The organism is Companilactobacillus zhongbaensis, from assembly GCF_003946515.1.
Classification (GTDB): domain Bacteria; phylum Bacillota; class Bacilli; order Lactobacillales; family Lactobacillaceae; genus Companilactobacillus; species Companilactobacillus zhongbaensis.
Window position 1 is genome coordinate 21,976 of record NZ_RHOM01000018.1, and the last position, 21,913, is coordinate 43,888.

Genomic DNA, 21,913 nt, shown 5'->3' on the forward strand with positions numbered 1-21,913 from the left:
AACTAAATAAAAATTTTGGAAACTTCGCCACTATTAAACAAGTGGCGATTTTTTTTGTCATCGATCACGACCAAGGCTCCCGAGTCATCCACATCAACAGCCTGACCGACCACCCGACGATTACCGGCAACCACTTCCACACGCTGACCAAAAGTAGAACAAAGCTGACGAAAAGCAGGCACGATCGAATCGGCTTTTTGCAAAAGAGGAACCAAAGAATTAAGCACCGAAGCCACAAAGACATTTCGATCAAAAGACGCACCGGCACCAGAATGACCAGCGATCCCAGCCAATTCATCAGGAAAGGCATCAACAGAAAAATTAACCCCGATCCCCAAAACCACAAAGCGCATCCGCCCAGAATCATCAACAACAGACTCAGCCAAAATTCCGCCACACTTAAGCCCATCAACCAAAATATCATTGACCCACTTCAAAGAAAAATCCCGCCCAGAAATCATCCCAGACAAAGCCCGACAAACACAAACCCCAGCAGCCAAAGTAAGCAAAGAAACATCCTCAACCAACTCAACTGGCAACAAAACACTAAAATAAACCCCAGAATCCGAAGGCGAAAAAAATACACGCCCAAACTTCCCATACCCCCCAGACTGAGAATCAGCCACAACCAAAGAAGGCTCAGAAGCAGAAAACTCAGAAAAATGACGCTTCAAATAAGCATTAGAAGAATCAATCTCATCAAAAACCTCCACCGAAGCAGGAAAATCAAGAGAAGAAGAAATAGAGTCAGCGTTTAAAGGAATCAAGAGCAAAACCTCCGAGTAATTATTAAGTTCATTATACAAGATGAAAGAGAAGTAATAGAGGAGAGAAGCCAGTAAGTCGGAGGATACAAAAAAATAATAGAAGAAAAAAAGACTAATCAGAAACCCCAAAAAGGGTAAATCTGATCAGTCTTTAAATATATGTTTTTGATTTTTAACTTAAGGTTTTGGTCTTAAGGTCTTGACCCGAAGGTCTAGGTTTGAAGATTTTGATCTTACCAACCAGGATAGAAATTGAGATAGACCACAAAATATAGGACGAGCAAACACTGCCAACTTGTACTGTAAAACTCGGTCCCCACCCAAAAAAAGGGGGATTGATGCACCATCTAGACGGAGGGGCCCGGGGATACAGCCCTCAGTGGTGAAATTCTTCTTAGCGACGAAGGAGCTTAGAAGAAGGTGCAGTTTTGAAACAAGCGAGCGGTTTGTGATCGATTGGTTCAAAATGTGCCCACCACGTTCCAGCGGATGTATCCCCGGGCCCCGGAGTCGGCAGTGAACCACCACACCAAACTACAACCTCTATCCAACGAACTAAACCATCAAAACATCAGCCAAGCAAAACGCCTCTGTCCGCTAAACTCTCTCACCTCTAGGCTTATTACCTCGACCAATTAATTCCTTGGTTAGTCTCACGCATACTATCTCCATCCATAACAAATGAATCATTGTTACCAGGACCACCGCTACCATCTTTAAAGTTAACATGAATAGTATTACCAGAAATCTTAGTAACAGTATAAGAACCGCTCTTAATATCAGAACCATCACCATCGTCACGGTCATAAGTACCATCATCATAGAAAGTAAACGTAGAATCATTATCATCATTACTCCAAGTACCGACAAGATCAGAACTAGAAGTAGAATCTGAATCATAATCATCACTATCATCGTAATCAGAGCTAGAATCAGAATCGTCGTCATCATCGTAATCACGATAAATGATCTTCGTCTTAGTGCTTTCTTTCTTATTCTTATCCTTCTTCACATTGATAGTCTTAAACTCAGGATCGCCGGCCAAAGGAACCTCGACCTTCTTCGAAGCCTTCTTACCACTACCATTGATCTGAACAGTATAAACACCAGGATATTGGTTATCGATAATATACTTACCACCCTTATTAGTAGCAGAAGCAGCTTTACCGTTGACCTTGATAGCTGGATTTTTTGCATTAGTACTGATCCGGATCTCTTGTTTCTTGATTTGGACCCGATACTTCGGATAAATTCCTAAAAATTTACCTGATTGAACGACTTCGAAGTTCGTACCACTTTCATCTTCATCGTCGGAAGCGGCTTTCACGTCACCGTTGCCACTTTGAACGATTCGTTTGATTTGATCCTTGTTGGTCTTATCTTGCAAGAACAAGGCGCTCAAAGGTTCAAGGTCGTCAGATTTGATTTGGTCACCGTTTTCGTCAACGGCCACACTAGACATTTTTTCAGTGTCACCACTGCTCAAGTTGTTAGCTAGCATGTCGACTTGGCGAGGGCGACTGTAATATTGCGTTCCACCGAAGTAAGCGCCGGCTGCGACAATGATCAAAATGAAGAAGAACAAAAGACCACGATGTTTCTTTTTCTTCTTATTTTTTTTCTTAGGTTTCGTTGCCACGTTGTTTTGTTGAACTTGTTGATTAGGATCAAAGTTTGGATCAACTGGTCCGTTTTGATTGAAATTATTAGCGCCATTTTGCGCTTGAGCGTTGCTTTGGTTTTGATCATATTGCATTTGACCAGCTTGATTCATTTGACCGTTATTTTGTGCTTGATCAAAGTTGTTAGGATCAGCATTTTGACTAGGGTCGGTATTGTTTGCTGGATCATTATTTTGAGATGGGTCAACATTGTTGTTTGTTGGTTCACCGTTATTTTGATCAACTGAACTATTGTTAGGAGTTTGATTGGATCCATTGTTTGTAGCTTGATCCGTTTGGTCATTTCCATTGGCAAGGTCAGTTTGATCTGTATCGTTTGATTCACTGGAACTAGTTGATTCAGCTGCTTCATCATCCGACTTTTTGCTCATTGATTGAGCTTTGGCTTGGTCAGCAGGTGAAACGGTATTTTGATCAGGTGTTGTTGAAACGTTATTGTCCTCGTTTAAGCTGTTAGTATATTTTTCATTAAAATCAGCTAAGTTGTAGCCACAGTTCGGGCAAAAAACGTCACCTATTTGAACTTTTGTACCACAGTTGGGACAAAAGGTCGTATTTTCGTTCATAATATTATCCCCTTATTTGTTATCTATCGGTTGGTTCAAAACTTTTGTTAAGGCTTTGGCAATTTTGTCGTGGCCTTTTTGGTTAGGATGCAAAGTATCGGCAGGGCGGTTCCAGACTGATTCGGTGATCGATGCTGGAGTTCCGGCGACACTCGGGTCACCTTGCCAAATGTCGGCTAAGTTGACGACTGGCAAATTGCGGCTTTTTCCCTCGGCTTTGATAACTTTATCAAAACGTAAGTCGTTTTCTTTGTTGGGACCGTCAGCAGGTGACCAACTCGTCATCAAGATGATCTTGGCGTGAGTCTTTTGCTGCAACTGGTCGAGAATTTGCTTGATCGAACTACGATAGTTCGGCAAGGCCTTTTCGTTGTTAACATCGGCTGCATCGTTAGTACCGAATTCAACGGTCACGATATCAGGATCTTGGTCGATGATTGTCTGCACGTTAGGCAAACCAAAGTTAGTTGCCGTCTTTCCGACCATGGCCGTGCCTTTTTCTTCGACCTTTTTACCAGTAGCTTTAGCTATTTGACGCGTGAACTGGCTCGTAAAGCGGTCAGACTGCGAGTTTACCATTAAACCGACACTCAATGAATCCCCCAAAGGCGAGTAGACTAGAGATTTCTTCGATGAATTCTTTAGTTCACTAGCCAAAGTTTTCGGTTGTTTTTGATCTTTCTTGGTCTTTTTAGGCTTTTGTTTTTGCTCAGTTTTTGTGGAATCATCTGACTTTTTAGTCGACTGCGAACAGCCACTGGCAAAAATCAGTAAGAAACTTAAGCAGAACAAAGTTACCAACCATATTTTCTTATTTTTCCCCATAATAACTTCCAATGATTTTTTTAAAAATAACATTATTAGTATAACAAATATTATTTTATTTATCTTTGAGCGAGCTATAAATCTATTCAAATTTTGAAAAAATATTTTTATATAGTCAAAGAGAAAATCGAATAGTTCCGGTGGTAAAATTTTTAAAAGTAAATTTTTAATAATAGCATTGGAAAAGTTATTACTGTTGACCGAGCAACCGTCGAAACAGGCTAAGGCGTAAAGCCGCTATATCATGGCCTTTATCAAGCTTTGAAAGCGATGCAAATTTTTGAATAATTATGTTAATAGTGTTAAAATTATATAACTTAAATTTACGAGGTTACTATGACTAACAAATCTGAATTAGAACACTTAGACGAGAAAAAAATCGAACAACACCATCTCGATGAAGTCATTGAGATCGTGAAAAATACTCAACAAAGACTGCAAGAGCATATCGACATCGCCGAAAACGACTTGGAAGTTATCAACGATGCTTTCGATAATATCCACGTCGGAATGGACGGAGATGCTATTTCCTTTGACGCTGCTTTGTCGATCCGTCAGCAACAACAAATGCTCGACGAAAGAAACAATAGTTGGCAACAAAATCGTCAACGAATGGATATCTTGAAGCGTTTGGAAAAGACGCCTTACTTTGCCCGTTTGGATTTCCAAGAAAAAGGCGAGCCCAAGAAGGAAACGATTTATATCGGGATGAGCTCTTTGACTGACTCTGCCGATCACTTTTTGATCTATGACTGGCGAGCACCGATCTCCTCAATTTACTACGATGGTAATTTAGGTGAGGTCCACTATCAGTCACCTGATGGCGATCAAACAGTCGACCTTTATTTGAAACGACAATTTTTGATCGAAAACGGCAAGATCACCTCGTATTTTGACACGCAAGAAACTATCGGCGACCAAATGTTGTTGGAAGTTCTCGATGAGAAGTCTTCGACCCACATGAAGGGGATCGTCAAGACTATCCAAAAGGAACAAAATAAGATCATTCGGAATACCAAGTCGAAGCTGCTCTTCGTTCAAGGTGCCGCCGGATCTGGTAAGACTTCCGCCATTTTGCAACGGATCGCCTATTTACTTTATCGTTACCGGGGCAATTTAACTTCCAGCCAAGTGGTAATGTTTTCGCCAAATATGCTTTTTAATGACTACATCAAAGACGTTCTGCCCGAAATGGGTGAGCAAAACATGGTCCAGATGACATACAGCCAGTACGTGGCCCGTCGTTTGCCAAACTTGAGCGTTGAAACACTTTCGGAAAAATTCGAACACGACGACAACCAAAAACGGAAGCAACTTTCTAAGTTCGTCTCCGATACCGAATTTTTCAAGATCTTAACCAACTATAGTAATTTACTGAACCAAAGCGGGATCAGCTTCCGTGACTTGAAATTCAAAGGCAAAGTCTTTATCCCTAAGGAAAAAATCGCCGAGATCTATTATGGCTTTGGTCCCCAATACAATTTAGGCAACCGACTCGATGCGACAGTCGAGCGTTTGATCAAGATGCTCCACCGCAAGATCGGCGCCGAAATGCGTTCGAAGTGGGTCGCTGAACGAGTAGAAAACTTGAGCCAAGAAGAGCTACAAGAACTTTATCGCTCTGCTGATCAAGAGTTCAAAAATGGTGATCAGGAGCAAAAATTCTTAGCTCGTCAGATCGTAACGAAGATGATGCAAAAAGTTTATCGCCAAATCGTTCGTTTCCGATTCATCAACGTATCGACTAACTATTTAAACTTTTTGAAGTCAGTGCCTAAGATCACTGATCTATCGACCTTTGGCGTCACAGAACAACAGTGGGATGACTACGTTCAAGAGTTCGTTGATGGGATGAACAATAAGACTATTTCGATCAACAACATCACGCCATACTTGTACTTGTACGACCTCGTGACCGGAAAACACGGTGAACTCGATATGAAGTTCGTCTTCATCGATGAAATCCAAGATTACACACCGTTCCAACTAGCATATTTGAAATATAACTTCCCAAGAGCACGCTATACGATGCTAGGGGATTTGAACCAGTCGATCTTCACCAAGAAAAACAGTCAGACGTTGTTGTCAGAAGTTCAACAATTGTTTGATGCTGACGATACTAAAGTGGTGCAGTTAACACATTCATACCGTTCAACTAAGCAGATCACCGACTATACCAAGTCGATCTTGACTAACGGGCAAAAAATCGAGCCATTCAATCGAGATGGTGATCTACCTAACGTCATCATGTCCGATAGCGTGCAAGGTTCGATCCAACAAGTGATCGGTCAGTTGAAGAAAAATGAAGCGGATAACTTCACGACCGCCGTCATCACTAAGACGCTTGAAGAAGCTCAAAACGTCCAAAAAGACTTGTTGAAGCAAGGTGTCAAAGCCACATTGATCAAGTCAGAAAATCAACGACTAGCAGCTGGAACCATTGTCTTGCCATCATATTTGGCAAAAGGACTCGAGTTCGACTCGGTCATCGTTTGGGATGCTTCAAAAGATAAGTTTGACGAAGATGAGCAACAATTGATCTACACGATCACCTCAAGAGCAATGCATCGTTTGACGATCACAGCCATCGGCGAGTTGTCTCAGTTGTTGCAAAGAGTACCGAAGAAGTATTATATAGTAGATTAGAATATACAACATGGCTTGCTTTTTTGAGCCGTGTTTTTTTATGAAATGGAGAAACCAAATTGACTCAATCACTTTATTGGAATCGGATCGCCGAAAAAGCTAAATCAGAAAATCGACCTTTTTTCAGCTTGGCACCCATGGAAGCCGTCACGAGTTCAGTCTTCCGTCGCGTCGTAGCCAAGGCAGCAGCGCCGGATGTTTTTTACACCGAATTCACTAACGCCTTGAGCATTACGCATCCAATCGCCAAAAAGACGACCAAGGGCCGGCTATACATCGATCCAGCAGAAGACCCAAAACCGGTCATCCAATTGTGGGGCAACAGTAAAGAAGACTTTGAAAAAGCCGCAGTAGAAGTAGAAAAAGACGGCTACGAAGCCATCGACATCAACATGGGCTGTCCCGACATAGCCGTCATCAAAAATCACAGCGGAAGCGACTTGATCCGCCACTTCGACACCGCCCAAGCAGTAATCGACGGCGCCAACACATCCAAACTACCAGTAACCTTAAAAACCAGACTAGGCTACAGCGAAGTAGAAGAATACAAAACATGGATCCCATTCCTACTAAAACAACACGCCCCAGTCCTAACCATCCACCTAAGAACCAGAGAAGAAATGAGCAAAGTCCCAGCTCACTATGAACTGATCGACGACCTAGTAAAAATGCGAGACCAACTAGCCCCCGACACATTACTACAAATAAACGGCGACATAATGGACTACCAACAAGGCCTAAAACTAGCCAACGAACACCCAGGAGTAGACGGAATAATGATAGGAAGAGGAATCTTCACCAACCCCTACGCCTTCGAAAAACAAAAACAACCCCACACCACAGAACAACTACTAACCTTATTCAAATACCAACTAGACCTATACGACCAATTCACAGCAAAAGGAATCCCAGGCCACTTCGCCCCACTACAGAGATTCTTCAAAATTTACGTAAGAGGTCTAAAACACGCAGCCGAAATAAGAAATGATTTAATGTCGACCAAGACAACAGATGAGGCTAGACAGGTGATAGAAAAAATTGAAAACGGTGGGTATAACTAAAAAAGTACTGATCTCGGAAGAAAAGAGATCAGTACTTTTTTTTAATAATCAATCATTACGGTTCAACAATTTAATGTGAGAAAAATCCATATTTGGCTTAATACGTTCAATACGTAAACGCTGTTCTTCAACAGAATAAGACTTATTAATACGGTCCAAAACAATTTTCAGTTCCTCATCATTTTTAACAGTAACACGCGTACTCAAAGGCTTCATAAAAAATCACCATCCTAGTAGCAAAACAGTATCATGTAAAAGATTTGAAGTAAAACCATAGCAAAAATAAGTGCAGAAAAGAACGAACCAAGTTAAAAATGCACGAATCAAATCAAGATAATAATAATCTCACGAGCGAAGCAAGTGAGTCCGAAAACAAGATAGCAACCGATGATAACACAAGAAAAAAATCAAATAGATAGAGCGAGTGACCAAAATCGTAAGAGTAGGAAAAAACTAAACACGTAGAAATCAACCAAAGAAACATACCACTATAAGAATAAGTACCGTATCCAACCAAAAAGGGATGTTATTACCACCTTAGGTTCTGGGAGGGTGGAGAGAATTCGCCGTCAGCCATGAAATTTCACTTAGCGGTTTACCGCTTAGTGAAAGACCCAGCTTTGAAACAAGCGAGCGGTCTGTGCTCGATTGGTTCAAAGTGGCGTCCATGGCGTTCCACGGCGCAATTCTCGGAACCCTCCCAGAACCGGCAGTGAACCACCCTAAAAACAACAAACACAATAAAATTAAAACACCAAAACACCCAAACATCTTAAACAAAACTAACGATTATAATAAAACCCCACACCAACCAAATATAAATGTTAAAATAACATGTGAAAACACCAACAAGAAATTACTACTTTTTGAATCAACAGGGGGTTCACACTTTGAACATATTAATCACCGGTGGAGCCGGCTACATCGGATCAAACATCTACCTGTCGCTGTTCAACAACGGCTACAACCCGATCATCGTTGACAACTTCTCAAACTCAGACACACGTCGGATCAATGAACTAGAAACGTTGACCAAGCAACAAGTAAAATATTATGAATGCGACATTCGCGACATCGATTCCATGGAAAAAGTCCTCAAGGAAAATGACATCGTTGCCGTGATCGATGCTGCCGGATACAAAGTTACTCCTGAATCAGTGACCAATCCGCTGAAATATTACAAAAATAACACGAACGGCATTATCGATTTATTGATATCTATGCAAAATGCCAACGTCAAAAAAATCGTCTTCAGTTCTTCTGCTAGTGTCTATGGTGACGCCAAGATCTTGCCGGTCAATGAAGAATCGGAAACAAACCCTGTCAGCCCTTATGGAACGACAAAACTACAAAGTGAACAAATCATTAAAGACTTAGTTAAAGCTGACCCTGAATGGAGTGCCATTTCCTTACGTTACTTCAATCCTCTGGGGATGGACAAGTCAGGAATGCTCGATGATTACAGCAACAATATGACTAACAACGTTTATGACTCGATCCGCGAAGTGATTGATGGCAAGCGTGACCACCTCGATATTTTTGGAAATGACTATGATACAGTTGATGGAACTCCTGTCAGAGATTATATTCACATCACTGATTTAGCTGATGGACACATTTCTGCACTCAAACGTGCTATCGACAATAAAGATGCCTTTGAGATCTTCAACCTCGGTTGTGGAAACGGCGTGACAGTTCTCCAGTTGAAGAAGATCTTTGAAGAACATACGCATAAAGAAATACCTTCAGTCTTCCAAGATAGAAGAGCTGGGGATGCTCCGGTCAGTTATGCTGATATCACTAAAGCTGAAAAAGTTTTAGGCTGGAAACCGATGCATACACTTGCTGGCGAAGAAATAACAGTTGAATAAGAACACATCAAAAAAGCAGAACAAACTATAAAAAGTTTGTCCTGCTTTTTTAAAACCATAGTGGTAATAAGATGGCTGCAGCAGCAGTCCCATCGTAGCGCATGGCACGGGTTGAGATTTGGTTGAATAACTCAACCGCTGCTTTCGGGAATTCCTTCGAATGATCCATATGGTACAAGGTCATTTGTTTGGAAAGCTTACTACTTATTAGGTCAACATCTTGTCTTTTTTCTAATTCCGTGGCGGAATTCAAGATCAACTTTTGGAGGTCAGGGTATTTCTTGACCTCGGAATCTCCGTAAGCTGCTGATAGTTGGTCCATTAAGGTTTCGACTGATTTTTGCTTTGCCATTTTATTATCTTCTTTCGTTATCCTAGCACCGTTAAAATAACCATGTTCAACCTCTTCGACAAGCTAATAAGTTTATCGTAAGTAGGGTCGATCGAGGCTTCTTTTATCTTAGTTTTGAGCTGCTTTTGTTCAAACGGCGTGAAGAAGATCTTCAGGTCGTGGTTACCGTACAATGTTGAGAGCACGGCAAAGGTGTCTGGTGAGATCTTGTCAGCGTTCAAGATCTCATCACGCATGTTTTGGACGATTTCTTTTTTGAGATGATAGTCTGGGATGTAATTGATCGTCTTGTGCAAAATACCTGTCGTGGCTTTAGTGACGTCAACTTTCGTGACGAGTGAATCGCCGATCTGGTTGTAAATATTGCGGGTGATCCGTTCTTTGGTTGCCATGGCACGCAGCACGTGGGTGACACTTTTTCCTTGGTTTTTATTGATGATTTGGAAAAAATCATTCAAATAAGCTTTGTCTTTTGGCAATAATTTGTTTATGATAACGCTATTGTCGGTTAGATCGATAATATCATTCAAAGCTAAGTCAAAGAAGGCGGCTTCGACTAAAAAAGCTCTCCGGCGAGTATTTTTAATGATGCGAACACTGCCTTTTTCGTTGCAAGATAAAATAAAATACGTTTGTGGGATATTGAGTTCCATATGGTTCTCCTTTTAGTTGGACACTAATGTGTCATGACCCGTGAGACAGTCTTGGATCTTAGGTACCAACAATTTTTCCAATAGATCATAACCCTTGTCTGAGAAGTGAAGACCATCTCGTTGCAGCAATTCATCGACATTTTCTACCGCTGACATCGCATGCAAGAGATCAACGTATTCTACGTCTAATTGTTTACTGAGATGTTCAGTGACTAATTCAAATTGAATTTGTCGAGTCCAAGGGCGTCTAAGGTTTTTATGCCAATCTGTATACGGTGGCGAGACTAAAACGGTCTTATCAGCACCGATTTCGTTTATGATGTAAGTTAGATTGGATGCGAATTTGCCGGGTTTGATTTCTTCAAAAGTTGAGACGTCATTGGCACCCAGCATAATAACGCAGACGTCTGGTTTAAGATTCGTAACTTTTTTCGTAACAGGTACAGCGTCACTAGTTTTGAATCCCGCAACTGAAAGGTTGAGGACTTTGTTGGCTGGAAAGGCGTCTTTGATGCGATTTGTGAATTCGCTGCTGACCATGCCATCGTGATAACCTGCCATGATAGAGTCACCAAATAATACAATTCTTTTCATTTGATATAAGTTCCTCTATAAAAATGTTCTATACTATATACTAGAATAACAGAAAAACGCCAAAAGTTAATTAACATTCAATAAGTAGGTTGAAAATATGCAAGATTTATCAAATTACTACCAATTTTCTCGCGATGAATGGCAAAATTTCCACGGCGAGCATCATAATCAGGCAATTACCGACACTGAATTACGAAAGATCAAGTCGTTGGACGATGAGATCTCGATCGATGACGTGAAGGTGATCTATGCGCCGATCCGCCATTTGTTGCATGTGTACTTAAAGAATTATCGTAAGTTAGTTAAATTAAAAAATGAGTTCATGGATATGAACAATAAGAAGATACCTTTCATTATCGGTGTCTCTGGTTCGGTTGCGGTCGGAAAAAGCACGACAGCGCGGCTATTAAAGATCATGCTCGAAAGAGCTTATCCACAGTACAATGTCGGTCAAATGACCACAGACGGCTTCTTATATCCTAGCAAGGTCTTGAAAGAAAAAGGCTTGATGGATAAAAAAGGCTTTCCGGAAACGTACGACATGGAAAAGCTGATCAAATTTTTGAGTGACGTCAAGACTAAGACTGGTCCGATCAAGTATCCGTTGTACTCGCACAACATTTATGACATCATTCCCGACAAGTATGAAGAAGTCAATGACCCAGATATTTTGATCGTCGAAGGTATCAACGTCTTGCAGCTACCACAAAACACTAACATCTACGTCAGTGACTTTTTCGACTTCTCGATTTTTATCGACGCCGAAGCCAACGACATCGAGCAGTGGTTTTTAAATCGGTTCGACACTTTGCTCGATATGTCCAAGGATGATCCGGACAGTTATTATTATCACTTCACCCAAATGCCACGGCAAAAAGCTAATCAAATCGCCAAAGACGTTTGGGACCAGATCAATTTTCCTAACTTGCAGGAATACATTGAGCCAACTCGAAATCGGGCTAATCTCGTTCTTCACAAATCAGCCGAACATCAGATCGATACGGTTTTTTTGCGTAAATATTAGAAAGTCCGAGTTCAAGGGTTGTACTGGAAACGATTTATCATATACAATAGTATAAATTAAAAAAAAGGGGATTGTGATTTGAGCAAAAAATGGCCAGATGCTGACGGTATCGTAGTTATCGATTATGGTAGTCAATACAATCAATTGATCACACGTCGTATTCGTGACTTCGGAATTTATTCTGAACTCATGCCTAACACGATTACTGCAGCTGACATTAAAGAAATCAATCCTAAGGGTATCATCTTATCAGGTGGACCAAACTCCGTTTATGACGAAGATGCCTTTACTATTGATCAAGACATTTACAAATTAGGCATTCCTATTTTAGGTATTTGTTATGGTATGCAACTAATGTCATACAACCTAGGTGGAAAAGTCGAATCAGCCGACAACCGTGAATACGGTAAAGCCGACATTGAAGTAACAGACGACTCAGCCGCATTATTCAATGGTCTTCCTAAAGATCAATACGTTTGGATGTCACATGGTGACTTAGTACGTGAAGCCCCAGAAGGCTTCAAAGTTACTGCTACAAGTAAGAACGCACCGATCTCATCAATTGCCAACGACGACAAGAAGATGTACGGTGTGCAATTCCATGCTGAAGTTAGAAACACTGAATACGGACTAGACATTTTGAAGAAATTTGCTTTTGATGTTTGTGGCGCCAAAGCAAACTGGTCAATGGAAGACTTCATCGACCAACAAATCAAAGAGATCCGTGAAACAGTCGGCGACAAGAAGGTCCTATTGGGACTTTCCGGTGGTGTCGACTCATCAGTTGTTGGTGTTTTACTCCACAAAGCAATTGGTAAGCAACTAACAAGTATCTTCGTAGACCACGGTTTACTCCGTAAAGGCGAAGCTGACCAAGTTATGGAAAGTTTGGAAGGCAAGTTCGGTTTGAACATCATCAAAGTTGATGCTCAAGACCGCTTCCTCAGCAAACTTCAAGGCGTTTCTGACCCTGAAAAGAAACGTAAGATCATCGGTAACGAATTCATCCAAGTGTTCAACGACGAAGCTCAAAAGCTCGATGGAATCGAATTTTTAGCTCAAGGAACACTTTACACAGACGTTATCGAAAGTGGTACCAGCACAGCTCAAACCATCAAGTCTCACCACAACGTTGGTGGACTCCCAGAAGACATGAACTTCAAGTTGATCGAACCACTACGTTCACTCTTCAAGGATGAAACACGTGAACTAGGTGAAAAACTAGGCATGCCACACGACCTAGTATGGAGACAACCATTCCCAGGCCCAGGTCTAGGAATCCGTGTCATCGGTGAAGTAACCGAAGACAAACTCCAAATCGTCCGCGATTCAGACTGGATCCTAAGAGACGAAATCAAAAAAGCCGGACTAGAAGAAAGCATCTGGCAATACTTCACAGTTCTACCAGGCATCCGTTCAGTAGGTGTCATGGGTGACGGAAGAACCTACGATTACACAGTCGGCATCCGTGCCGTAACATCAATCGACGGAATGACAGCCGACTTCGCCAAGATTCCTTGGGATGTATTACAAAGCATCTCAGTAAGAATCGTAAACGAAGTAGACCATGTCAACCGCATAGTGTATGACATTACTTCTAAGCCGCCTTCAACTATTGAGTGGGAATAAACTGAATAATAAATAGAACACCAAAATTACCAATGTGTAGTTTTGGTGTTTTTTTTGAACAAAAAGAAAGGAAGTATAAATGATGAAATTTGATGAATTTGATATGAGGTCAGAATTTACAATACCCGTTTTTGTTTCTTATGGATTAAAGAAATTTGGTGATGATATTGAAGGCATTGATCCAAAGAAACGAATTGCAGGTCAGTTAACCAAAAAAATGGAACAACATATTTAGATATTGCAGATTTACCGATTAAAGAAAATTATCAATCTAAAGGATTTTATGTGGACTTTGAAGACAAGGTACAGTCACAAGAGGATTATGGCGATTGGTATGCATCAACTTGGACGGGTGACTTATTATTTGTAATTCATAAATATTTGAGAGTTAGCGTTAACAGTCATGTTTCATTTAATGGAGTTGGCCAAGAGACGTCAAGTTGGATTATTACTGATTATGATATAGTAAATCAATTCATGTTATCTCCAAATGTATATCAAGTGAAAGTATATATGGATTATCTTCATTCATGGCTTAATATTTTTAACCCATTGCAGAATTTATCCGATGAAAAATCTATTTTGTATAAAAACTTAACTTTTCAAGCAATACGATTTAGTCTATTAATTCAAGGACAAGGCAACATTGCAGAAGACACACATACAGTAACAAAAACAGCAAATACATGTCTGGTTCTGAAATTTGATGAACCACAGAAAAGAGAACGTATATATAAATTATTGAAAGTTCTGAGAAATATGTTTCATATTTTAATAAATAAAAAAATTGGAATTTCCAAAATAGTTCTAAATGCTGATAAATCTTGGGATGCTAAAAGTCAAAGTTTGAGAAAGAAAGATGAGCGTGAGAATTGGATACTGAATCAATCATTTTTGCCTGACAATATGGATGATAAAGTATCTCGTCCATCTTTATTATTTAAAGATATTAAGAATGATTTTGGGAAAATTATTCAAGGATTTCTGGACGATGTTAAATTACAATCTTTAGTCTCAACCTATTTAACTATTGAACATTTTGATATTCCTTTAGATACATCTATAGTAACTTTATTGTCGGGAGTAGAAACTTATTACAATAATTTGAAATATTCTGACGGAAAAAGAGTGAAATCGGCAAAGAAAAAATTGACTATGTTTATTAAGTTGGAACCACATGCCCAAAATATTATTAATCATATTTCTTCTAATATTGATGTAAGCGTGGAATCTTTGATTACCAAACTTCAAGACAGCCGTGATTATTTTGTTCATGGTGTTAAGGAAGAAAAATTTACTTCAGAAACAGACTTGGTCCCATATTTATTTAAATTTGAGAGACTTTATCAGCGCATTCTCTGTGATTTAATAACTTTAAAGGTTGAGAAAAATAATGAATAAATTATGAAAATCACAATATCTTTTTACACCAATTTACCAAGAGAGTCGAGCTAATGCTTAATAGTAAATTTGCGTATATTGAAAAATTAGCAAGCATAGCAAGCCTGCTGGAAAAGGTATCGTAAAAAAGTGTGTTGAAAAAATAACGTTTCTTTCAACTGGAATTAATAAATTAATCAGATGATTTTTTCAGAAAACAACTCCATATATTCATGAAAAAATAGTGTTTTTTTAGTCAATAATTTTATGTATATTGCATTATTTCAAAATATACATTATCATACCTAAATATAAGCATTTAACTTAGATTAAGTTAAAGTATTACTCATTTGTTGCTCAATTCAAGCAATAACAAGGGATGGGCGATACGAATGGATAAAAGAGAACGTTTTAAAACCAGTATTTGTCTCTACATGAACTATTTAGTTCATGGTATGGGCATTGTAATTCTTGCTCAGAGTATGTTTGAGCTTGGACAAAAATGGAATGTCGGTAATGCCGGAGTTTCGATGGTGATCTCATCATTGGGAATCGGACGTTTATTAGTGTTGTATGTGTCAGGAAATCTTTCAGATAAATTTGGCCGCCGACTTTTTATAAAATTAGGAATCATAACTTATGTGTTTTTCTTTGTGGGCATTTTACTGTCAAGAAATATTGTTGAAGCTTATTTCTTTGGAATTTTAGGAGGAATGGCCAATTCTTTCTTGGATTCAGGTACGTATCCTGCACTGATGGAACTGTATCCTACAAAACAAGCATCAGCTAATATTATGATCAAGGCTTTTGCCTCGATTGGTGAGCTCGTTCTACCAATACTTGTCGCCCTATTTTCAAGTATCCAAGTTTGGTACGGATGGTCATTTATTCTTTGTGCAACGATCTTGATTGTTAACTTTTTCGGATTAAAAAAGGTGAAATTTCCAGCTGTGAATAAAGTTGCAGATGCGGATGAACCGGATCTTTCGAAAGTAGCTAGCTCAAAGGGAAATAACTATACTCGTATTTTTCTAGGCGTAGTGTTAACTATTTTTGGATATGCATCTATGGCGACTTTTTACTTAATAAGTCAGTGGATGACCGAATACGGTAGAGCAGTTATTAATTTAAATATGACTCATGCTAGATTATTAGTTTCGTTGTATAGTGTTGGCTCGATTATTGGGGTTTTGATTACCGTTTTACTAGTTGAACGGGTCATTAAACCAATTTGGTTTATGGTATTTGATACGATTGCATCTTTACTAATATTATTTGCTATTTCAGCTGTCCCAACATTCTCAGTCGCCACGGTTGGCTCATTTCTTATCGGCATCACCGCAGCTGGTGGAGTTATGCAAATTGGCTTGACGGAAATGGGTAAACTGTTCCCAGCAGAAAAAGGGAAAATCACCGGAATTTACTATACAGCCAGTGGATTGGCTTCATTTACGATTCCTGTCATAACGGGAATTATCTCAAAAAATAGTTTTCATAACATTTTGTGGTTTGATGTAATAATTGCTTTAGTGGGTGTCTTTTGTAGTTTGACCCTGCTGATCGTGACAAAACTGAATTTTAAACCAGAACAAAAATCAGTAACAGAAGAATAAAGAGGTTATCACAATATCCCCTCTATAAAAAATAGATGAAAGCCAATGATGGTTTTTATCTATTTTTTTGTGGAAATTTATAACATTGTATTTTTATTAATGTAATTCTTCAAACAATATTTTAAAGCGAAATTTTGGAATCTATGCACAGATGGTGGGGAGAAATGATTTCTAGAAATTATCAAATATAGATTGTGCTCAAGATGATTGTCTTCAATGGATCTTAAAGCCATTTTATCTTGCTTTAATTGCGGCAGATTGGGTACTAGGGCAATTCCCATATTGTGTTCAACAAAACCAATAATGCTGTGATCTTCTTCTAATTCATACTTGATGTTTGGTTTTGCTTTCGTCTGATTAAGGATTTTTTTGATCAAAGAATTTAAACCACTATGCTTGGAGAATGTTATGAGATCTTCACCATCTAAATCGTTAAGTGAGATTGTCTTTTTCGAATATAGGGGATGATCTTTAGGTACTGCAAGTTTAATTTCTTGTTGAACTAAGGGAATAAAATCGAAAATTTCATCCGAATGTCTAGCCATACGGAGCTCAACTTTCGAAGCTAGAATCATATCAAGTTCATCGTGATACAAACTTTCCAGTAAGTTGTATGAGTTGTCCTGAATCAAAGAAAAAGAAACTTCACTGTTCCCGGGAACATTTAAAAAACTAGTCATAATATCAGGTACTAGTTTTTGACCAAGAGTATAAGTAAATCCTAAATTTATATGACCAGTATTTGGATTCTTGAGCTGTTCCACAACTTTATTTCCATAGTCCAGACTTTTAAGAGAATCAGAAATATAGCCGTAATATTTTTTACCGATGATGGTTAGCTTAATATTCCTTCCATCTGGCTCAAATAGGGGAACTTGTAGTTCATCTTCCAGTTTTTTGATGGCATAACTAAGCGATGGTTGTGAAATGCCCAACTTTTCAGAAGCTTTCGACATGTGCTGAGTTTCGGCTAGAACTTTGAAATATTCCAAATGATTTAAATTCAAAATGTTTTCCCCTTTTCCATTCATAGAGAGAGTCTATGAATAAATGCATAACTTATTATGTATTATGATAAATTAAAATGCTAGAATTTCAAGTGAATTGAGTAACAAAGTTTAATTAATTTTCCGAGAATCGAAGGGAGAAAAGTTAATGTCTGTAAATAAAGTTCAAATTAAAAAAATAACTCTTGGAGAAGGGCGACCAAAGATTGCCGTTCCTATCACGGGTAAAACGAGTCAGGAGATTCTTGATCAAGCGAAAGGGATTATCGCTGTAAAGCCTGATCTAATCGAATGGAGAATCGACTTCTTTGATGGAGTCACAGATGATAATGCTCTAAATGGGGTCGGTAAAAAACTTTCAAGTGTTTTAGGAGAGATTGCATTATTGGTTACTTTCCGAACAAAATCAGAAGGTGGAGAATTGGAACTTTCCGATGAAAAGTATTTTGAAAATTGTGAAGATATTGGTAAAGAAGGCTATGCAGATGCAATTGATGTCGAAAGATACCATGATGAGCAGCAAGTTAAATCGACCGTCAAATATTTGCATGAACATGGCAAGGTAGTAATCATGAGTAACCATGATTTTGATAAAACGCCAGCTGAAGCAGATATTCTTCAAAGATTATCGAGCATGCAGGATCTTGATGCAGATGTATTGAAAATTGCAGTGATGCCACAAAATGTTGACGATGTTTTGACTCTCTTGTCAGCAACAACTCATGATTCAGCAGCGTTGAAGCAACCTATCATCACCATGTCGATGGGTGATATAGGTAAGGTTTCTAGAATCAGTGGTGAAGTATTTGGATCAACTCTTAGTTTTGCAACTGTTGGTGCTGCTTCAGCTCCAGGACAAATTTCCAGCAGTCGAGTTACCGAAACGTTAAATGATCTCAAGCTAGACTAAAAATTGTTAAATCAGAAATGTGTGTAATTTATGAAAAAAAAGTTTGTTTATCAATTTCCAATAATGGGCACTGTAGTTACCACAACCTTGTATGAAAAACGTCCAGACATAATTGAAGAAATTTATGACTATTTAAAGCAAATGGACATGCTATTTTCGGCAAACCGTAATGATTCTGAATTATACAAAATCAATTCAAACGCCGGTATAAAACCAGTAAAAGTTAATCAAGCAACATTCTCGTTGATCAAAGATGCAGTGTTTTATTCAAAGAAATATTATGACAGTTTCAATGTTTTAATTGGTCCATTAGTTAAGTTATGGTCGATCGGATTTGGTGGAGACTCAGTGCCTGACTCAACAGAGATCAAACGATTAATACCGCTGATACATCCAGATGATGTTGAACTTAATGAAACACAAACAACCGTATTCCTTCAAAGACCGGGTATGCAGTTAGATCTGGGAGCTATTGCAAAAGGGTACTTTGCAGACAACATTATCAGCTTTTTAAAGACTAAAAACATTGAATCCGGAATTATTGATCTTGGAGGAAATGTTAAGTTTCTGGGAAAAAATCCGACTAACAGTACTAGCCTTTGGAGCTTAGGGATTCAAAATCCGTTTCATAAACGAAATGAACCAATTATCAATGTTCATTCATCTGCCAAGACATTCGTTACTTCGGGGATAAGTGAGCGATACATGATCAAATTTATCACCACATCTTAAGTCCGGAAACGGGTTATCCAATTCATAATGATGTTGGCCAAGTTACGATAATCACCGACAACTCAGAACAAGCTGAGATATTATCCACAGTCTGTTTTTTTAAAGGAAAAGATGATGGATTAAATTTAATTGAAAAATTACCAAATGTGGAAGCCGTATACGTAGATTCAAATAATGCCGTTTTTCATTCTTCAGGTTTGAAGAAAGCGGAAGAAGGAGTTTTAGTTTATGAGTAATCAAGAGAAACAAATTAAAGCAGAAGCTCAAGGACATAACGGGATCATTAGTTATGAAATTGATGTTGACGATAATAAAGTAGAAGATCTGAAAATTTTAAAGCATTCCGAAACTTCGGGTATCTTTAATCAAGTAATAGATAAATTGAAGAAATCTATTATTGATGAACAGTCATTTGATGTCGATGCAATCAGTGGAGCAACCGTCATGACTGAGGCTATTTTAAAATCAGCAAAAGAAGCTATCAAAAAAGAGGGCGTCAAATTAACACCGATACCGAAGAAAGAAAAGTCGCATGAGATGAATCGTCTAAAAGCCGATGTAGTTGTTATCGGTGGTGGTGAAGCAGGACTTGTCGCAGGTTGTCGTGCACTCTCGAGAGGACTTTCAGTGATTCTTGTGGAAAAGAACGGTTATCTTGGTGGTGCAACGATTTTAAATGGATCAAACGTTATTGGTACTGGATCTGAAGTATCAGCCAATATATTCGGAGATAACGGAGACAATCCTGAAAAAGTCGGAGAAGATGTCGCACGTGAAAGCAAAGATACTAACTATAGTGAATTAACTGACCTAATGACAAAGAACATCGGTCCTGCCATTGATTTTATTAGTGATTTTGCAAAATTAGAATATCAAAAAGCTCAAACGCAAACACCTGAACATTCGATTGAGAGACAAATTGAACTTCCTTCAGCAAGTAGTTATGAATTTATTCAAAAAGTTTCCAAAGCATTTGAGGAAGCGGGAGGGAAAGTATTACTTGGAACGACTGTTACCCAAATGATAAAGAATAGTGATGATGAGGTTCAAGGAGTCGTTGCCGATCAAGACGGTCATCCAATTAGAATAATTTCTAGTTCTGTCGTGTTAGCATCAGGAGGCTATGGTGCTAATAGAGAAATGCGAGGAGCTGAAAGTACAGGGATTGATTATTATGGCCCAATGACATCAACCGGTGATTCATATTCATTTAATGCCGACCTACACTTAAAGACTCGCGATTTGGGTTGGTATAAAGTTTATCCTCACGGAGTCGAAGTTGAACCAGGAATTGCCAAATTAACAACTTACGCTTCGAAGCTAGCCACTGATATGGGTGCAATTTATGTCAACAGTAAAGGAAAACGAATCGTTGACGAATCTGATGTATACACTAAATTCAGGGATGCCATTCTAAAACAAGATGATAAAATTTCATACTTAGTAATGGATGAGCGTACATGGAAAGACTTTTATAATCTACTCATTCTTCATGACTTTACTAAAAAAGAAATCAAGTCATTCTTTGAATCAGATTCCAATCCAATTTTTGCTAAAGGATCACTCGAAGAAATTGCTGATGCAGCAAGTATCGATGCTGAAGGATTGAAGCAAACAGTTTCTGATTATGAAGAATATGTTGACGCTGGAAAAGATGAACAATTTAACCGTGATCCAGAGTTTCTTCATAAATTTGAAGGAAATACATATTATGTAGTCGAACAAAGAGCAAGATTCGCCACAACCTTAGGTGGATACTCTGCTGATCCGACAAATATGCAGTTACAAAATGAAGATGAACAAGCAATTGGAAATTACTTTGGTGCTGGCGAAGTAGTCGGAGGTGCTAACGGGCATGATTCAATGCCAAGTATGATGAATACTTGGGGTATCTCATCAGGATTAGTGGCAGGGGATGCTGCTACTGATAATGCACTCTTAAGACAAAAATTTGGCACTGATAAAAAGATTGTGGCAATCGTTGGAACGAATGCAAGTAAGTCATATAACAGACGTTTACTAAATGCTATGTCAGATAAATTTGAAACCAGAGTGGATTTGGAAATTTTAGAAATCAAAGACTTACCATTGTTTAATGAGGACTTATTAGATGATGTTCCAAAATCTGTTACTCAATTTGCACAAAAGGTAACAGATGCCGATGGTGTTGTCATTGCGACACCGGAATATGATCATGCCATTACATCTTCATTGAAGAGTGTCCTGGAATGGCTTTCTTGTGCCTATCATCCATTCATCAGTAAACCAGTAATGATAGTAGGAACGTCACTGGGTATTCAAGGAACTGTTCGTGCGCAAACCAACTTAAGACAAATACTAGATTCTCCAGGAGTTGAAGCACTGGTATTACCGGGACATGAATTCATTCTACCATCAGCTGGCAATCAGTTTGATGAGGATGACCATTTAACAGATCCAGGAAGCGAAGCCTTTTTGGACACATGCTTTACAGCATTCTTGGAATATATTGATACACTTAATCGGAAGAAAGCTAATAAAAAAGTTGCCAATCTGTCTGATTATGAAGTAGCAATTTAGAAATAAACACCGAGTTAGGAAATTACCACACTGAAAAGACAA

At 38.8% G+C, this 21,913-nt stretch carries 18 protein-coding genes and 1 pseudogene; 11 read left to right on the forward strand and 8 right to left on the reverse strand.

Translation table 11 applies throughout. From position 1 onward, the window contains the following. Window positions 1-2: 2 nt before the first annotated feature. From EKM69_RS08340 to EKM69_RS08350, 3 genes are all read right to left on the reverse strand, one after another. Complete coding sequence (locus EKM69_RS08340) at window positions 3-896, reverse strand: biotin--[acetyl-CoA-carboxylase] ligase (RefSeq protein ID WP_125710068.1); 894 nt, start codon at window positions 894-896, stop codon at window positions 3-5. A 493-nt stretch (window positions 897-1,389) separates the two neighbouring features. Next, the gene (locus EKM69_RS08345) at window positions 1,390-3,015 is read right to left on the reverse strand and encodes a zinc ribbon domain-containing protein (RefSeq protein ID WP_125710070.1); all 1,626 of its coding nucleotides are present in this window, start codon (window positions 3,013-3,015) and stop codon (window positions 1,390-1,392) included. Window positions 3,016-3,027: 12 nt separating this feature from the next. Then, the gene (locus EKM69_RS08350; protein WP_125710072.1) at window positions 3,028-3,873 is read right to left on the reverse strand and encodes an SGNH/GDSL hydrolase family protein; all 846 of its coding nucleotides are present in this window, start codon (window positions 3,871-3,873) and stop codon (window positions 3,028-3,030) included. Between the two features lie 303 nt (window positions 3,874-4,176). Between EKM69_RS08350 and helD the strand changes: the two genes are divergently transcribed. Together helD and EKM69_RS08360 are read left to right on the forward strand one after the other, a co-directional pair. Then, window positions 4,177-6,486 (forward strand): RNA polymerase recycling motor HelD, encoded by a 2,310-nt coding sequence (helD, locus tag EKM69_RS08355; protein WP_125710074.1) that lies wholly within the window; start codon window positions 4,177-4,179, stop codon window positions 6,484-6,486. 59 nt (window positions 6,487-6,545) lie between these two features. Further along, on the forward strand, window positions 6,546-7,547 hold the full coding sequence (locus EKM69_RS08360; protein ID WP_125710076.1) for a tRNA dihydrouridine synthase: 1,002 nt from the start codon (window positions 6,546-6,548) through the stop codon (window positions 7,545-7,547). A 48-nt stretch (window positions 7,548-7,595) separates the two neighbouring features. On the opposite strand, the gene EKM69_RS12330 is transcribed toward EKM69_RS08360, so the two are convergent. Further along, on the reverse strand, window positions 7,596-7,763 hold the full coding sequence (locus EKM69_RS12330; RefSeq protein ID WP_164505900.1) for a hypothetical protein: 168 nt from the start codon (window positions 7,761-7,763) through the stop codon (window positions 7,596-7,598). 674 nt (window positions 7,764-8,437) lie between these two features. Between EKM69_RS12330 and galE the strand changes: the two genes are divergently transcribed. Continuing rightward, the gene (galE, locus tag EKM69_RS08365) at window positions 8,438-9,418 is read left to right on the forward strand and encodes a UDP-glucose 4-epimerase GalE (RefSeq protein ID WP_164505901.1); all 981 of its coding nucleotides are present in this window, start codon (window positions 8,438-8,440) and stop codon (window positions 9,416-9,418) included. A gap of 49 nt (window positions 9,419-9,467) precedes the next feature. Here the strand turns inward: galE and EKM69_RS08370 are convergent, their stop codons facing one another. Genes EKM69_RS08370 through EKM69_RS08380 form a run of 3 tightly spaced genes read right to left on the reverse strand, consistent with a single transcriptional unit; the run spans window position 9,468 to window position 11,017 of the window. Beyond that, window positions 9,468-9,770, reverse strand: a complete 303-nt coding sequence (locus EKM69_RS08370) for a bacteriocin immunity protein (protein ID WP_125710080.1) — start codon at window positions 9,768-9,770, stop codon at window positions 9,468-9,470. A 17-nt stretch (window positions 9,771-9,787) separates the two neighbouring features. Continuing rightward, on the reverse strand, window positions 9,788-10,423 hold the full coding sequence (locus EKM69_RS08375; protein WP_125710082.1) for a GPP34 family phosphoprotein: 636 nt from the start codon (window positions 10,421-10,423) through the stop codon (window positions 9,788-9,790). A gap of 12 nt (window positions 10,424-10,435) precedes the next feature. Continuing rightward, complete coding sequence (locus tag EKM69_RS08380) at window positions 10,436-11,017, reverse strand: SGNH/GDSL hydrolase family protein (RefSeq protein WP_125710084.1); 582 nt, start codon at window positions 11,015-11,017, stop codon at window positions 10,436-10,438. Window positions 11,018-11,114: 97 nt separating this feature from the next. Here EKM69_RS08380 and coaA point away from each other — a divergent pair, with 97 nt between their 5' ends. The 5 genes from coaA to EKM69_RS08400 all read left to right on the forward strand — a co-directional run bounded on the left by coaA (window position 11,115) and on the right by EKM69_RS08400 (window position 16,663). After that, window positions 11,115-12,041: a type I pantothenate kinase gene (gene coaA, locus EKM69_RS08385; protein ID WP_125710086.1), complete on the forward strand. Its 927-nt coding sequence runs from the start codon at window positions 11,115-11,117 to the stop codon at window positions 12,039-12,041. 78 nt (window positions 12,042-12,119) lie between these two features. Continuing rightward, entirely contained in the window at window positions 12,120-13,670 is a 1,551-nt protein-coding gene (guaA, locus tag EKM69_RS08390; RefSeq protein WP_125710088.1) for a glutamine-hydrolyzing GMP synthase, read from the forward strand. A 79-nt stretch (window positions 13,671-13,749) separates the two neighbouring features. After that, on the forward strand, window positions 13,750-13,905 hold the full coding sequence (locus tag EKM69_RS12335) for a hypothetical protein (RefSeq protein WP_164505902.1): 156 nt from the start codon (window positions 13,750-13,752) through the stop codon (window positions 13,903-13,905). Window positions 13,906-13,955: 50 nt separating this feature from the next. Then, entirely contained in the window at window positions 13,956-15,071 is a 1,116-nt protein-coding gene (locus tag EKM69_RS08395; RefSeq protein WP_125710090.1) for a hypothetical protein, read from the forward strand. Window positions 15,072-15,442: 371 nt separating this feature from the next. After that, window positions 15,443-16,663 carry an MFS transporter gene (locus EKM69_RS08400; protein WP_125710093.1) on the forward strand — a complete coding sequence of 407 codons (1,221 nt, stop codon included), beginning with the start codon at window positions 15,443-15,445 and terminating at the stop codon, window positions 16,661-16,663. Between the two features lie 77 nt (window positions 16,664-16,740). On the opposite strand, the gene EKM69_RS08405 is transcribed toward EKM69_RS08400, so the two are convergent. Continuing rightward, window positions 16,741-17,670 carry a LysR family transcriptional regulator gene (locus tag EKM69_RS08405; RefSeq protein WP_125710095.1) on the reverse strand — a complete coding sequence of 310 codons (930 nt, stop codon included), beginning with the start codon at window positions 17,668-17,670 and terminating at the stop codon, window positions 16,741-16,743. A 148-nt stretch (window positions 17,671-17,818) separates the two neighbouring features. Here EKM69_RS08405 and aroD point away from each other — a divergent pair, with 148 nt between their 5' ends. From aroD to EKM69_RS08420, 3 genes and pseudogenes are all read left to right on the forward strand, one after another. Further along, entirely contained in the window at window positions 17,819-18,580 is a 762-nt protein-coding gene (aroD, locus tag EKM69_RS08410; RefSeq protein ID WP_125710098.1) for a type I 3-dehydroquinate dehydratase, read from the forward strand. Between the two features lie 63 nt (window positions 18,581-18,643). Beyond that, a pseudogene (locus EKM69_RS08415) lies at window positions 18,644-19,548 on the forward strand (FAD:protein FMN transferase). After that, on the forward strand, window positions 19,541-21,871 hold the full coding sequence (locus EKM69_RS08420) for an FAD-dependent oxidoreductase (RefSeq protein WP_125710100.1): 2,331 nt from the start codon (window positions 19,541-19,543) through the stop codon (window positions 21,869-21,871). Before EKM69_RS08415 ends, EKM69_RS08420 begins: the two are co-directional and overlap by 8 nt. The last annotated feature ends 42 nt before the right edge of the window (window positions 21,872-21,913 follow it).